Here is a 16,538-nt window from a genome sequence, read left to right as displayed (position 1 = left end):
AACATTTGTATATTATCCCAGTAGGCTTCGCCTAAAAAATTGGAAGCTAAAGGAATATTATGGTTAATGCTAACAGGAAATTATGTGCAAATATAAGTTTTATATTTGTACGAAATTTAGGTAATTACAAAAGGTAGATACTAAAAATAAGTATCTACCTTTTAAATTAATTATTTGATTAACTAGAAGCAGATGAAAGTTTCTATTTGTCTTAAATCAATTCCAAAACGTACCCATCTGTGACCAGTCCATCTAAAACCAGAAGCAGATCTTCTTCCTACATAATCTAACCATGCCCAAAATGGTCTTGCTCTTCTTGGCCAAATATAAACATATCTAAATCTACATGGTCTTAAAGAACCTGGATCTACTGCAAATGTACCTGGCATGTATTTTGCGTGAGCATGTTGTTTTGAAGGTGTAATATTTGGTGGCGGACCAAAAGGTGCTCCTCCCATTTGAGGAGACGTTCCACCCATCTGAGGAGGTGCTCCACCAATTTGAGGCTGCTGCTGTCTGATCATAAAATCCATATATGGACAATAGGATAAATCATCTTCTAGATCTTCACTTCTAAAATAGTCATAATAATACATGAAACTACTCCTATTTTTTTGATTACATTATATAATATGCAATAAACTCCATATGGTTAATGTTTATTAGTAAAACTTTCTAAAGAAATATATTTTTTTTACGAATTTTATTATATACAAATATATTAAAAAACAGTTTAAATAGAAGCTTCTTAATTTTATGCTATAATGTAATAAAATCATCATATTTAACACTTTTGTTAGGAGTAACTTATGGGCAAAATAATAGAATTTAAAAATTTTAAAAATAACGCATATAAAGGAGATATAAATGATCCTTCTGAAGATGAAAAACTTTATATTAGAAAAGAAATAAACATTAAATTAGATGAGATTGATTACCTTCTTAATTGTGTATATAAACAAATGTTAATTAATAATAAACTTATTATTGATGCAGAAAATAATTGTAATTTTTCTAAATTAACTTACCTAAAAGATTTTAACGATAAACTTGAGGATATTATGTATTTTTTAACTAATAGTTCCTATCAGGATCCTATTATAATTAAGATTAACTTTATAGAACTTAAATACTTATTAGGTACTTTACAACTTGAACTAGAACTGCTAGATAACTCTAAAAAACTATCCTCTTCTTCTTATTCACCTGTATCATTAGAAAATTTATATAATAGGCTGTTACCAATATATAAAACCTGGGAAAAAGAGATAACCAAAGAATAAACATTATGAGAATGAAGTAGTATTTATTCTTTGGTTTAATAAATTTGTACATTAGCAGTTTTATAAAATTCGATCACGAGGAGGACAAAAGATGAAAAAGTTCTTAATTTTTTTAACAACTGCCTTAATTTTCACGTTATTTCAAGTATCTAACTTTAATATGACAAAAGTTTGTGCTGAAGGTATTGGAAATACATACTATGTATCTCAAAATAATGGTACTGGAAAAGGTGATTATGGAAGCATAGACAATCCTTTCAATACTATTCAGGCTGGAATAGATGCACTTAAACCAGGAGACACTCTTTTAATAAGAGGCGGAACCTACTTTGAAACCACAAATGTGTTTGATAAAAATGGATCAAATGATGCTTGGTACACTATAAAAAACTACCCTGGAGAAACTGTTATTATGACAGGAAATAATGAAAGGGTAATTGGTGCAAAAGATGGAGTGGATGCAATAACCTTTGCTGGTTGTTCTTATTGGAAAGTTGATGGAATCACTATGAAGGACTATACAGGTGCTGGAATATACGTAACCAAAAGTTTTACAACAAAAATAAAATCTAGTTATATTGATATGGAGAATTTGACTATATATAATTTAGATTATCCAGTATATAGAGGTATCGGTACTTCAGGCATAGATGGTGAAGGTTCTGATTACTGCAGTGTTAAAAATTGTGAAATATATAATGTAGGCTTAAAAATAAATAAGCCAAAAGATCACGGGATATACATAGGTTATGACTGCTACAATTGGACATTCACAGGAAATAAAATTCATGATAATGCAGGTGCAGCTATACAAATGTATGGTAGACCAAATGGAGGAAGTAACTGTACAATTACGAATAATCTTTTATACAATAATCATGCTTATGGTATGGCTGTTGCTAGTAATGCAACTAATAATTACATATATAATAATGTATTTTATGGTAATTCCATAGATGATATTTATATGATGGATAACGCTGTTAAAAACTGGGTTAGAAATAATTTGTTCTTAAGTAAAAATAGCATTTACAACGTACAGTTAACAGATGCAACCTCAGTAGATAATTCTTTTGATAATGATATTTACTACAAAGCTAATAAAATAGTGGCTAACAGATATGATCAAACATTGTATTTTGAAAATTGGAAAGCTTACTCAGAAGAATATTATGGTAGATGTATAAACAGCGATGCTGAAGCTGAAGCATTAATAAATAATTGGACACCTGTTAGTAATAAAAAATATTCAAGTACTAGATTAAGTGGGCAAGACAGATTTCAAACAGCATGCAAAATTGCTGAGAGCTTAAATAATGGAACAGTTAACAATGTAGTTATTACATCTGGTTACAATTTTCCAAATGCTCTTAGTGGCAGTGTTCTAGCTAAAAAATTAGATGCCCCTATTCTTTTATGTGGCAGCTATCCTTTTGAAAACATTAGCACTTTAAACTATATAAAATCTCATTTAAATAAAGATGGAACAATATATATTCTAGGAAATGAAGAAGAAGTAAATAATAATATAGTAACTAATTTGAAAGATTTAGGATATTCAAATATAAAAAGACTTAATGGTAATTCAAAATATGACGCCATAAAAACTATAAATGATGAAATAAATCCTAAAGAAGGAACTCCAATAGTTATAGCTGGCGGAAATGTATTTGCAGATGGTTTAAGTATATCAACTATTGCTGCCGCAAAAGGTTATCCAATAGTTTTATCCGATAGTAATGCTTTATCTGATTCTGCTTTACAAACTATCAAGAAGATTAAACCTTCTAAAATCTATATTGTAGGAGGAACAGGTGCTGTATCTGATAACATAAAAGAACAGATCAAAAACAGTATCAGCCTTTCTGACAATGATATATTGAGAATATGGGGAATGGATAGGTATGAAACTTCATTAAATATAGCTAAATATTTTGATTTAGATAGTTCCACAGTAACCTTTGCTTCAGGAGAAAATTTTCCAGATGCTTTAGCTGGCAGTATATATGCAGCAAAGTATAATGCTCCAGTTATTCTTGTAAACAGCAACATAATAAATCAAAAAAATTATATTAATGGAAAAAGTTATTTAAACCAAGTTATCTTCGGTGGACCAGGAGTTGTTCCAGAAAGTATAAAAATTAATTTAGCAAAATAACTGGCTCCTATAATAAAGTTGTCTAAAAACACACTTTACAGTAAAATGTTTAATATAGTTTTTTATAATTTAAAAATGAAGCTGTGTTAAAATTAATAAAATATATAATTTTTTTCATAGTAGTTTTTTAGAAAAGTAAAGTCTTAGTTTTAAGTATATTATAAAAAGGGCTTCTCAAAATACACGCAAATGTACTTTGAGATAGCCCTATACTTTTTCTACACCACAGTATACTTCTTAGTGTATAGCTTTCTTTTTATAACTCTTTCCTGATGTATCAACACTCCCTATTGTTATTAAGGCAGCTTCATCAAATCCATGTACAATGGACTTTAATTTAGAAATTTCCAAACGGGTTACCACCACATATATTACATCTGTAGATACACCTTTATAACCACCTTTTCCACTAAGTAAAGTTATCCCTCTTCCAAGTCTATCCATTATAGCTTGTGATATCTCTTCATGTTTACTTGAAATAATAAATACAGCCTTGGACTCATCTATACCATCAACTATAATATCTATAAGTTTCATTGCTATAAAATATGCGATAAGGGAATACATGGCCCTGTCCCAGCCAAAAATAAAACCTGCTGAAGTTAATATAAAGAAATTAAAAAACAATACTATTTGTCCAACTGAAAAGGTTGATCTTTTGTCCAAAATTATTGCAACTATTTCAGATCCATCAGTAGATCCACCATTTCGTATTATTATTCCTATTCCTAATCCTGATATTATTCCACCAAAAACCGAAGCCAAAAGAACATCTTGAGTTATACCTGGAATAGGCTTGAAAATAGATATTCCAATAGAATAGCATACTACAGAAAATAACGTTGATATGGTAAAAGTTTTTCCAATTTGTTTATATCCAATAACAAAAAACGGTATATTTAGTATAAAGGTGAGAACCCCTAGTGGTATGTTAGTAAAATGGCTTACCATAATTGATATTCCAACTAATCCACCATCTATAATATTATTGGGTATTAAAAATATTTCCAACCCAATAGAATACAAAATTGCACCTAACATCATTAATAAAATTTTAGTAGTTTTTGAATAAATATTTATATATTTTTTTATCACAAAATTCCCCCTTCATTTTTGTAAAAATATTATCTTTACTATGATTTTTATGTTAATATACGTATAACTGCTTAAAAATATGCAAAATATAAATTTTACTTTACATAATGTATATGAATATTATATCAAAAATTCTTGCAATAAACAATTATCAATTATTACTTATTCTCAACTGATATCAATTTAAATATGTTAACTATTAAAATATTAGTTCATTATTTCTTACATATTAGAGATATACTTCATGCTTGTTAAAATTACAAATTCCCATACTACTATTTAAAAATTATAGGTAAATTTAACAAAAGCATTGTAAAAACGTTTTCAAAAGCATATAATAATATTAAGAAACGGGTAATTTTATCAATATATTTCGCATATATAAACATTTTTAAATGCTAATTACTTACCAACAATAAATATTAAAAAAAGAAAAAACAAATTACAATAGTATTTTGTTTAAATTATAATTATGGAGGTGGCATATTATGGTAAGTTTGAACTTTTTAGATGAACAAGCAAAAGATAAAGATGAAAGAATAGAGAATTTAACTGAAGTAATAAGCAGCCCTGAAAAAAACTATACTCTTGAAAAAGAAAAAATAAATGAAGATAACAGTGACTTTTCAATACTCTACATTATATTTTCTGTGATTCCAATGGTTATACTATTAATTTTATTTGGTTTATAATAAAATTTTAATTCATGTTTGACTTAGGAATTAATATAAGTTATACTTTAGTCAGTAATCATGCAACCGGCGGAAATGGAATTAACCATAAGGAGCATGATTTAAAAAAGTTATCGACCGCCTGGGTAGAATATATTATTTTACCCAGGCGTTTTTTGCTTTATTTTATTTTTGGAGGTTAAATTTATGAAAAATCAAGAAGTTGTACTTAAGTATGGATGTAATCCACATCAAAAACCGGCAAAAATTTATGCTGAAAATAAAACACTACCTTTTAAAATACTAAATGGTAATCCTGGTTACATTAATTTTATGGATGCCTTCAATTCATGGCAATTAGTTAAAGAATTGAAAATAGCTACAGAACTTCCTGCTGCTGCTTCCTTTAAACATGTAAGTCCTGCTGGTGCTGCAGTAGGTGTTCCATTAAGTGATACATTGAAGAAATCCTATTTTGTATCAGATATTGACTTATCTCCTGTAGCTTGTGCTTATGCACGTGCTAGAGGTGCAGATAGAATGTCATCTTTTGGTGATTGGGCTTCTATAAGTGATGTAGTAGATCTTCCTACAGCTCAAATTTTAAGTAAATCTGTTTCAGATGGCATAATTGCATTAGGATATACTGATGAAGCTTTAAAACTTTTAATGAGAAAGAAAAAAGGAAACTACTGTATCATTCAAATGGACTGGGATTATGAACCTTATGAAATAGAAAAGAGACAAATATATGGAATAACCTTTGAACAAAAAAGAAATAATGTGATAATAAAAGAAGATATGCTTAATAATATAGTTACTATTAATAAAAATATTAGTGATGAAGCTAAACGTGATTTACTTATTTCTATGATTACTTTAAAATATACTCAATCCAATTCTGTTTGTTTTGTTTTAGATGGTCAAGTAATTGGTGTTGGTGCAGGACAACAGTCCCGTATACATTGTACTAGACTTGCTGCTTCTAAAGCAGATACATGGTTTTTAAGACAGCATCCAGCCGTCCTTAATCTACCTTTTAAAGAGGATGTTTCAAGGCCAAATAGAGACAATGTTATAGATCAATATCTTAGAGATGATATTACTCCTATGGAATTAAAAGAATGGAAAAGTGTATTACAACAAATACCAGATAGATTAACAAAAGAAGAAAAAAGAACCTGGCTTTCAAATTTAACTGGAGTTTCTTTAGGTTCAGATGCATTTTTCCCTTTTAAAGATAATATAGATAGAGCTGTTCAAAGTGGAGTTAAATACATTGTACAACCTGGAGGATCATTAAGAGATAATTTAGTAATAGAAGCCTGTAATAAATACAATATAGCTATGTCATTCTCTGGAACAAGATTATTTCACCATTAAAAGTTTTACATATAAAAAATAAACTGTACCAAATAGTACAGTTTATTCTTTATATTCTTTATATTATTTACATATTACTATTTACTGAATGATTCGTATTCTTCTTTTCATATAAGTAATGCATTACAAATGCAACTATACCAAAGAATATTGGTCCTGCAATCATCCATATTGTATCTTTTAATTTTCCATGCACTGCTGGTTCTATTATTGTAAAGAAATTAGCAAATCCTATAGTAAATGTAACCACTATAACAGCAATCCATGTCCAGGCATTACTTTTAAAAACTTCAAAAGGCTTCTGAATATATTTTTTCTTCTTAAAACCAATGAATGCAATTGACAAAAACATATATGGAACAGTCATTGCCACGTTAGTCATCTCTATTAATATAGTAAAGAATTTAGATGCTGCATCTCCTCCAAAGGATACTAATGCTATAAATACCACTACAATTATGCACTGAATCCACATAGCATTTTTAGGCATCCCATCTTTAATTTCAGCCATTTTACCTGGCCATAATTCTTTTGGCGTACCTTCTATTAATTGTTTCAATGGTGCATAACTTAATGTAAAGAATGCTCCTGTTAGTGCCAAAAACATGGACAATCCCATATATCTAGCCATCCAAGCTCCCATTGTTAACGAAGCAGCTTGGCTAAGTCCAAAACCTTTTCCCAATTGATATCCCAAATTTTGCATTACTACATAAGCAACATTACCCATGTGTACACCTTTTACTGACAATACATCGCTCCAATTAGTAAATACACCACATAAGAATATACCTATAGCATATCCTATAGCAATAATTATTGCTGCTATTGTAACACCCTTTGGAAATGTTATTTCTGCTTTTTCAGTTTGATCTACTAATCCTCCAACCGCTTCTATTCCACCATAAGCAAATAATGCATACACTAAAAATGATAATATGCTAATTGTACTTTGATATCCTGGATTTGGTGATTGTGTAAAAGCAGCTGATGCTGCAACTGGTTGAGCTAAGTGACCACCATTTACTATTAAAACAAGTACTGCACCAATTAGTAATACAATGTTAAGTAAAGCTACTGCCGTACCACCTACTGATGTTACCTTTGTTATTTTTTCTAATCCTTTAGATGCTGTTAATGTTACAATTAAAATCCAGCATACTCCTAATACTCCTAATACTTGAGTAGACTTTAGTCCTAACATTCCCCAAGTTGCAGTTTTATCACTTCCAAATATTGCGTTTGAAAATGGTACCCATATTGTTGAAGATATATTAACCATCCAAACTACATATGAAGCATACCACATAAATGTACCTATAAAAGCAAATCTAGCACCAACAGACTTTTCCATCCATGAGTAAATTCCACCTTTTTCACTTTTAAATGCTGCTCCATATTCTGCCATCATGAATGCATAAGGAATAAAAAAGGTTATTGCTGATAAAATGAACCATGGTATTGCGCTATACCCCATCAAATAAAACGATCTAGGTATGTTAGTAAATCCAAATACTGATGTAAAAATCATTAATACAAGTGCTATTAAAGTCATCTTTTTTTGTTTTTGATTATCCGGTTCCATTTTTGTCCCCCTAAATTTTTTCTTTATTTGTCACTTCTTTTTCTAAACTTTTTATTACATTTTCTCATATAATTCAATTGTTTTAAGTATTACTTCTACAGCCTTTTCCATAGCATACACTGGAATATACTCAAACTTGCCGTGGCAGTTATGTGCACCAGTAAACATGTTTGGTGTAGGAAGTCCCATAAAAGATAATGTAGCTCCATCAGTACCACCTCTTATAGGTTGGATTTTAGGGACCACATTAACTGCTTTCATTGCTTCAAATGCAGTATCCACTATATATTTTACAGGTTCAACCTTTTCTTTCATGTTCTTATATTCATCTTTTATTTCAATTTTAACTATACCTTCACCATATTTTTTATTTAACTTTTCTGCAATACTAGTTATAAATTCTTTTCTTTTTGCAAAATCTTCCACATCAAAATCTCTTATTATATATTCAAGTTTTGTTTCTTCTACCTCCCCATTAAGTTCAACTATATGATAAAAACCTTCATAGCCTTCTGTAGTTGCTGGTGTTTCATTCTCTGGAAGCATGCCCATAAATTCTGAAGCAATAAGCATTGCATTTATCATTGTTCCTTTTGCACTTCCTGGATGAACACTTCTTCCACTTATAGTTATCTTAGCATCTGCTGCATTAAAGTTTTCATACTCTAATTCTCCAACAGCTCCTCCATCTACAGTATAAGCTAAATCTGCATTGAACTTTTCAACATTAAAATGATCTGCTCCTCTTCCTATTTCTTCATCAGGAGTAAATGCAACCTTAATAGTTCCATGTTTAATACTAGGATTATTAATTAAAGTTTCCATAGCAGTAATAATTTCAGAAACTCCTGCTTTATCATCAGCACCCAATAAAGTAGTTCCATCTGTTGTTATAAGTGTTTTTCCAACATAATCCTTTAATTCTGGAAAATCCTTTGGCGAAAGAATTACATTTTTTTCTTTATTTAAAACTATATCCTTACCGTCATAATTTTCAACGAATTTAGGATTTACATTAGCTCCTGAAACTTCTGGGCTCGTATCCATGTGAGCAATAAATCCTATAGTAGGAACTTTTTTAGTAGTATTTGAAGGTAATGTTGCCATTACATATCCATTTTTATCTACTGAAACTTCTTTCATTCCCATCTCTTCTAATTCTTTTACTATTGCTTTCGCTAATACAAGTTGTCCAGGAGTAGTTGGAACACTCTCACTTTCCTCACTTGATTTAGTATCAAAGCTTACATAATTAATAAATTTCTCTACAACATTAGACATACTTAATCCCCCCACAAAATATAAGTATAATTTTAATAATTATACTATTAATATTAAATTAGAATTTTATAGTTCTGCAGCACTACATTCAATTTTTAATAATTTGCTATGAATTTTGCATAAACTTTTTTATAAAGTTATGCATATTATTATGTATCTCCCTTTTAACTATACCACTTTTCTTTAAAGTATTAATCATTATAAAGTATGACTGGATGGGTTGAAATAAGTTTATTTCAATGTCATACTTTGAGTTAATTGTATATATATGCAAAATCATTAAAAAAAGTATAAGATACTTAGAATTTAAGCTGTATATATTTTAATACGTTACATATGTACGCTAATTTTATATAATTCCTATTTCTTTAGCCTTTGCTACAGCTTGTACTCTATTTCGTACAGCTAATTTACTAAATATATTTAATATATGGCTTTTAGCTGTACTTTCTGTAATAAATAATGTTTTAGCTATTTCTGAATTTTTCGCACCACTTTCTATAAGCATTAGCACTTCTTTTTCTCTTTTACTTATTATTTCATTATTTTCTCCACTTGAATATAAATTTAATATTTTGTTTAAATATTCATTTATCTTATAATAATCTTTATTATATTTCATAGATTTTATAGTTTTTAATAAAATTTTATTTGTCTTCACTTGCTTTATTAGAAAAATTCTAATAAATCCGTTTTCACTTCCAACAATGAGAGCTTCTCTTAAATCTCGTGTAGCATTTTCATACTGGTCCTTTTGTGAAAAAATCTCTGATCTCAATATATATGATCTTATAATTATGTACTTATTATTAATTTCTTTTTCAGAAGTTAATATCTTATTTAATATCATTAATGCATCTTCACTTTTTCCTTTATGAATAAGTATTTTAGAAAAAATAATAAGTTCTTCTGTAATTTTAAAATCTCTTTTTGTAATGTATTTTTCCGCAGAATTGATTTTTCCTTGTTCCATAAGTCTTCTCATTTTCAATACTTTAAAATTATCTTTTAACTTATGAAAATAGTATTTATCTAATATCTTATAATCACTACCTTTTTGTGATAACTCTTCTATCCTTTCATGAATTTTATCTAATTCAACTTTTTTATTTTTACTATCCTTTTCTAAAATAATTCCTGAATAAACATAGTACCCTATAAAAGCAGTGTAAATATCCCATTTATCTTCTACTAATTTTAAACCTTTTAATACATACTCTTCTGATTTATTAATATCATTTTTTTCATAATAAATTAATGATAATCCTATATAAAAAATAGCCATCAGTGAAGAGTTCTTAAACTCATCACTCATACTACTATTTAAACATATGTTACATATATTTTCACACTCTATTAATTCACCCATAAGTAATTTTATAAAAATAATAGTTCTATTTACCACTAAATATAAAACATCATCTTCATAGGACTGGCTTAAAAGTAGGGCCTCATGAAAGTATCTTTTTTGTAAAACAAAATCCTGTAAATAAAAACTTACTACACCTAATTTTAAATTTATTATGGCATGCCAAAAAGTATCTTTTTCTAAATATCCAAGAGCTCTTTCATAAAGTTCTTTACTTTTTTCATACTCTGATTTAATAAAAATTTTATCTCCTTTTATAATAGCTAATATACCAATACATTCTTTTTTATAATTTTCATCACTGCAATTATCCAAAGCTTTTTCAGTAAATTCCAAATACTTATAGTAACTTATATCATCATTTATATACATATGCATACAAGCTATACAAAACCTTGGTTTCTTCACTATTATATCTTGAGGTATGCTTTTTAACCATTCTAATACATAAAAATATTCATTAGTAAAAACTTTTTTAACACATTTATCTTCAATTAGCTTTACTGCTTGTTCATAATTTTCTACCTTTATGTATTGATTAATAGCGTTATCTATATGCTCATTTTTTTCATACCATCCTGCTGCCTTATTACTTATTTCAAAAACTTCTTCTTTATTTATTCCATTTAGCTGACTTATCAAAAATTCTTCAAAAAGTCTACAATACCTAAATGATTTTCCATCATAATCTAATTTCTCAATAAATAAGTTCTTATCACATATTTCTTCTAAAATTTTTTGACTGTTTTTTCTTCCACTTACCGCATTGCATAAATCTGCATTCAATTCATCTAAAATACAAGTTTTTAATAAAAATTCTTTAATTTCTCCTGATTGAACATTAAAGATCTCTTCACAAAAATAATCATGAATATATTCATTATTTCCACTAAATCTTTCTTCTATATCAGTTATATCTTTTCTTCTGTTCATAGATAATACAGCAATTTGGATTCCTGCTATCCATCCTTCTGTACATTCATTTAATGCTTTTGTACTTTCTTTTGATATTCTAAATTCTACATTTTCATTAATAAATTCTAAAGTTTCCTTTAGCGAAAAGCTTAAATCTTTTCTATCTATTTCTGTTACTTCACCATTCAGTCTTAGTTTAGAAACATTTATATTGGTTTTTGATCTGCTGGTTATTATAATATGAATATTATCAAAAATACCATCGATAAAGTGTTTTATTCCAGTAAGTATATCTTTGTTTTTTATAAAATGAAAATCGTCTATTACAAATATTAAATTTTCATCTATAGATGATATACTATTTAATGCTATATCCACTATTGTTTCCATAGGAATATCATCATTGTCTTTAAAATTAACCTTTTCACTTTTATCATATTTTTCTTTAAATTTTTCAATTGCTGCAATAAATGAACTCCAAAAAATATCTGGATTATTATCCCTTTCATCCAATGAAAGCCATACCACATTGTTTTGCAATTCCTCTGAATTTATCCATGAAATAACCGATGTAGTTTTTCCACTTCCTGCTGGGGCAGATATAATTGTAAGTTTTGTTTTTAAAGCTCCATCTAACTTTTTTACAACCTTTTCTCTAAAAATAAGTTTACATTTTCTTTTAGGAATTAAAAATTTGGTTTTATTATATTTATAATTTAATATCATTTTTCACAGCCCCCAATATCTTTAATAAAACTTTACATTTCTGCAAACAATTCAATTATTTTAAGTATTACCTCTACAGCTTTTTCCATAGCATAGGTTGAAATATATTCATACTTACTGTGAAAATTATGTCCTCCCGAAAATATATTTGGTGTTGGAAGCCCCATATAAGATAATCTTGCTCCATCTGTTCCTCCTCTTAGTGGTGTTACATCTGGAAATATATTTACTTCTTTCATAGCCTCAATAGCTATATCCACAATATATTTTACAGCTTCTATTTTTTCTTTCATATTCCTATACTGTTCAGTTATCTCAGCTAGTACTGTATTTTCTCCGTATTTTTTATTCAAATACTGTACTATTTTTTCAATAAATTCTTTTCTTTCCTCAAATTTTTTATCATCAAAATCCCTTATCAAGCAATGAATTTTTGTTTCTCCTACATTACCATTAATATGCTCTACATGATAAAATCCTTCAGTACCCTCTGTAGTCTCTGGAGTTTCATTTTGTGGAAACATATTCATGAACTCTGTTGCAATTCTCAAAGAATTTATCATTATTCCTTTAGCTTCTGCAGTATGAGTATTTCTTCCATTTATGATAATTTTTGCAGTTGCTGCATTGAAATTTTCATATTTTAAATCTCCAATTCCCTCTCCATCTACTGTATAGGCCAAATCCGCCTTAAACTTTTCAACATCAAAGTACTCTCCTACTTTCCCTACTTCTTCATCCGTAGTAAAAGCTATTCTAATAGTTCCATGTTTAATTTTAGGGTTTTGTATTAAAAAATCCATAGCAGTAACAATTTCTGCAATTCCTGCCTTATCATCTGCTCCAAGAAGTGTAGTTCCATCTGATGTAATTAAAGTTTTACCTATATAATTCTTTAGTTCTGGAAATTCTTTTGGAGAAAGAATTATATTTTTTTCCTCATTTAATATTATATATTCTCCATTATAGTTCTCCACAAATTTAGGCTTTATATTAACTCCTGAAACTTCAGGACTAGTATCTATGTGAGCAATAAATCCTAATATGGGAACATCTTTATCAATATTTGACGGCAGAGTTGCCATTATGTACCCATTTTCATCTAAACAAATATCTTGCATTCCTATTTCTTTGAGTTCTCTTACTAACTCTTTACCTAATTCTAACTGTCCTGTAGTAGTAGGATTGGTTATAGAATTTTCATCCGATGTAGTATTATACTTTACATACTTAATAAATTTTTCTACAACTTTAGACATAACTATCTCCCCTTATAATAAAATGATTGCAAATACAATCCACCTAAAGTATGATTTTACATAAGTGGATTAATTTAATTATACCATTAATTTCATAAAACCACCTTACAAATTTATCCTATAACTAATATTGCCATTGAAATTTTTCTTATTTAAAAGCACCAAAAATCTCATAATAAAATTAGATTAGGCATCTAAGGCATATTCAAAAAAATAACAAGTCAGTATGCGACAGATATTTTTTGTAAAACAAAGAGACAGATTCTGCAGATAGTTGTTCTATCTAAGAGTTCTGTGGACGCAGTATTACAAAAATAGACTAGCATATAGACTTGATGTTTTTTTGAAGATGTCTTAGAACTAGAGGTCACTGAAAAACTACTTCAGATGGAATACAAAGAACTATTAGAAGAGATGCTTTAGCTATAAAATTAAAAAGAAGTATATTTTAAAAGAATTAAATTCTTTACTCCTTTATATTTAGGAAACAAGTGTAAAAATAACTGAATTTAGGAGAGATAATAAATCTAAGGAAAGTTAATTACTTAATATGGTTATTTTGTGTCTAATCCATATTGTATAGGGTTGTAATAATTTATTCACTAACTAAATCTTATTTATTACAACCCTTGAGTGTTTTTATTATTTAATTTTACTATGGATAATATATATTCTTTAGCATCATTATTACTTTAAGTTATCTGGATTTAATCCTTTTAGTTCATCAATTACAAATAAACCATCTTTTCTTATTAGTACATCATCAAAATAAATTTCTCCGCCACCATATTCTGGCCTTTGTATATATACTAAATCCCAATGTATAGAGGATCTATTTCCATTAAAACAATCATCATAAGCTGCCCCTGGCGTAAAATGAATAGATCCTGCTATTTTTTCATCAAATAAAGTATCCTTCATTGGTTTTAATATATATGGATTAACTCCTATTGCAAATTCTCCCACATATCTTGCCCCTTCATCTGTATCAAATACTTTGTTTACTCTTTCTGTGTCATTAGCTGTAGCTTTTACTATTTTTCCATTTTCAAATTCTAATCTTATGTTTTCATAAGTAAATCCATTATATAATGATGGAGTATTATATGTTATATATCCGTTTACAGAATCTTTAACTGGTGCAGCATAAACTTCTCCATCTGGAATATTCATTTTTCCATCACATTTTATTGCATTTAACCCTTTAATAGAAAATCTTAAATCCGTTCCTTCTCCCTTTATAGCAACCTTATCTGTTTTATCCATTAATTCAACTAAAGAATCCATAGCTTTTGACATTTTTCCATAATCTAAGTTACACACATTGAAATAAAAATCTTCAAAAGCTTCCGTACTTGTTCCTGATGATTGAGCCATTGCAGTATTGGGATATCTTAAAACTACCCACTTAGTTTTAGGAACTCTTATTTCGCCATGCACTGGCTGCCAAAACTTTTTCATAACAAGAGACATATTTTCCCCTGGAACATCTGAAGTTTCAGTTAAATTTCCTGGAGCTCTTAAACCAATGTATGCATCCATATCTTTCATTCTTGCTGCTTCATATTTAGCCATCATTTCTAACTGTTCTTCACTGCAGTTCATATAAAGTTCTCTATCAACTTCTGGTAATTTATTTGTTGCAAAAGGTATTCCTCCTGATAAATATGTTTGTTTTATAAGTTCAAGAGTTAATGGATTTGGTGTTCCTATAGTCTCTATTAAAACCTTTTCACCTTTTTGAATACCACAAGAGTAATTAATTAAATTTTTTGCAAGTTCTATTATTCTAGAATCTTTCATTTTAACTCCCCCATTTTCAGTTTAATATATGCAAAATTAATACATTTATTCTTACATATATTACTATATCACAAATATTAAAATACATCAAAATAGTCTAATAATTTTCATTCATGACTTTCATGTTAAAAAAATTCAATTTATTACAAACATAAACAAATTACTCATATGCTTAAAACTTTAATTTTAAAAACATGACAGAGATAAATCTCTTTATCCTGTCATGCTTTCTAAATTTATATAATTTTATCGGCAAAAAACCTTTTTGCCTCATTTTGCACAACTTCTAAAAATTTATCTCTCTTAATATTTACTGCGCCTAAACTTTCAAGATGTTTACTATATACCTGACAATCTATTAATATAAAGTTTTCTTGTTGTAATTTTTTACACAGAGTAATCATAGCTGCTTTTGAAGCATTATCCATAATAGAAAACATAGACTCTCCAAAAAAGCACTTTCCTATTACAATTCCATAAAGTCCCCCTACTAATTTATCTCCATACCAGGTTTCCACAGAATGCGCATATCCTAAATTATGAAGCTTACAATAAGCTTCTATCATATCATTTGTAATCCATGTTCCACTTTCTTTTCTAACTCCTGCACAATTAGATATTACATCCCTAAAACAAGTATCAAATAAAATTTTATATGTATTCTTCTTCAATAATTTTTTCATAGAATGAGAAATCTTAATATCCTTTGGATACATAACGAATCTAGGATCTGGTGACCACCAAAGTATAGGCTCATCTTCTGAAAACCATGGAAATATTCCATTACTATAAGCAAGTATTAATCTTTCCGGGGACAGATCACCATATGCAGCCAAAAGTCCATCCTCTTCTGCAAGTGATGGATCTGGAAATATTAAATCCTCTGATAATTTAAAAACAGGCACAATTAAAAGCTCCCTTCAAATCTATAACTTATCGCTTCATCCATTATTTCATTATAACATTTTAATATGTAATAAAAAAACCCTTTATTATATAAAGATTATTAA

General features: G+C 28.4%; 12 protein-coding genes and 1 riboswitch. Of the genes, 4 read left to right on the top strand and 8 right to left on the bottom strand.

Annotation, left to right across the window (positions count from 1 at the left end):
• Positions 1-182: 182 nt before the first annotated feature.
• Positions 183-596 (bottom strand): hypothetical protein, encoded by a 414-nt coding sequence (locus HBE96_RS13015; protein ID WP_169298176.1) that lies wholly within the window; start codon positions 594-596, stop codon positions 183-185.
• Between the two features lie 213 nt (positions 597-809).
• Here HBE96_RS13015 and HBE96_RS13010 point away from each other — a divergent pair, with 213 nt between their 5' ends.
• Complete coding sequence (locus HBE96_RS13010; protein ID WP_169298175.1) at positions 810-1,283, top strand: hypothetical protein; 474 nt, start codon at positions 810-812, stop codon at positions 1,281-1,283.
• A 91-nt stretch (positions 1,284-1,374) separates the two neighbouring features.
• Complete coding sequence (locus tag HBE96_RS13005; RefSeq protein WP_169298174.1) at positions 1,375-3,441, top strand: cell wall-binding repeat-containing protein; 2,067 nt, start codon at positions 1,375-1,377, stop codon at positions 3,439-3,441.
• Positions 3,442-3,678: 237 nt separating this feature from the next.
• Here the strand turns inward: HBE96_RS13005 and HBE96_RS13000 are convergent, their stop codons facing one another.
• The gene (locus HBE96_RS13000; protein WP_206154927.1) at positions 3,679-4,485 is read right to left on the bottom strand and encodes a YitT family protein; all 807 of its coding nucleotides are present in this window, start codon (positions 4,483-4,485) and stop codon (positions 3,679-3,681) included.
• 539 nt (positions 4,486-5,024) lie between these two features.
• Between HBE96_RS13000 and HBE96_RS12995 the strand changes: the two genes are divergently transcribed.
• Together HBE96_RS12995 and HBE96_RS12990 are read left to right on the top strand one after the other, a co-directional pair.
• Positions 5,025-5,228: a hypothetical protein gene (locus HBE96_RS12995; protein WP_169298172.1), complete on the top strand. Its 204-nt coding sequence runs from the start codon at positions 5,025-5,027 to the stop codon at positions 5,226-5,228.
• Between the two features lie 52 nt (positions 5,229-5,280).
• Positions 5,281-5,362: riboswitch (ZMP/ZTP riboswitch) on the top strand.
• A gap of 52 nt (positions 5,363-5,414) precedes the next feature.
• Complete coding sequence (locus HBE96_RS12990; protein WP_169298171.1) at positions 5,415-6,590, top strand: phosphoribosylaminoimidazolecarboxamide formyltransferase; 1,176 nt, start codon at positions 5,415-5,417, stop codon at positions 6,588-6,590.
• Positions 6,591-6,657: 67 nt separating this feature from the next.
• Here HBE96_RS12990 and yjeM read toward each other — a convergent pair whose 3' ends face one another.
• From yjeM to aat, 6 genes are all read right to left on the bottom strand, one after another.
• Positions 6,658-8,175, bottom strand: a complete 1,518-nt coding sequence (gene yjeM / locus HBE96_RS12985; protein ID WP_169298170.1) for a glutamate/gamma-aminobutyrate family transporter YjeM — start codon at positions 8,173-8,175, stop codon at positions 6,658-6,660.
• Between the two features lie 54 nt (positions 8,176-8,229).
• The gene (pepT, locus tag HBE96_RS12980; protein ID WP_169298169.1) at positions 8,230-9,456 is read right to left on the bottom strand and encodes a peptidase T; all 1,227 of its coding nucleotides are present in this window, start codon (positions 9,454-9,456) and stop codon (positions 8,230-8,232) included.
• Positions 9,457-9,805: 349 nt separating this feature from the next.
• Positions 9,806-12,466, bottom strand: a complete 2,661-nt coding sequence (locus tag HBE96_RS12975) for a winged helix-turn-helix domain-containing protein (protein WP_169298168.1) — start codon at positions 12,464-12,466, stop codon at positions 9,806-9,808.
• 32 nt (positions 12,467-12,498) lie between these two features.
• Positions 12,499-13,725, bottom strand: a complete 1,227-nt coding sequence (gene pepT, locus HBE96_RS12970) for a peptidase T (protein WP_169298167.1) — start codon at positions 13,723-13,725, stop codon at positions 12,499-12,501.
• Positions 13,726-14,412: 687 nt separating this feature from the next.
• On the bottom strand, positions 14,413-15,528 hold the full coding sequence (locus HBE96_RS12965) for an aminopeptidase (protein WP_169298166.1): 1,116 nt from the start codon (positions 15,526-15,528) through the stop codon (positions 14,413-14,415).
• 236 nt (positions 15,529-15,764) lie between these two features.
• A complete protein-coding gene (aat, locus tag HBE96_RS12960; protein WP_169298165.1) occupies positions 15,765-16,433 on the bottom strand; it encodes a leucyl/phenylalanyl-tRNA--protein transferase in 669 nt (222 codons plus the stop codon).
• Positions 16,434-16,538: the final 105 nt, after the last annotated feature.

The sequence above is a fragment of the Clostridium muellerianum genome (assembly GCF_012926525.1).
Lineage (GTDB): Bacteria > Bacillota > Clostridia > Clostridiales > Clostridiaceae > Clostridium_AM > Clostridium_AM muellerianum.
Note: the sequence above shows the minus strand (reverse complement) of the source record. Positions and strands in the feature narration are given on the sequence as shown.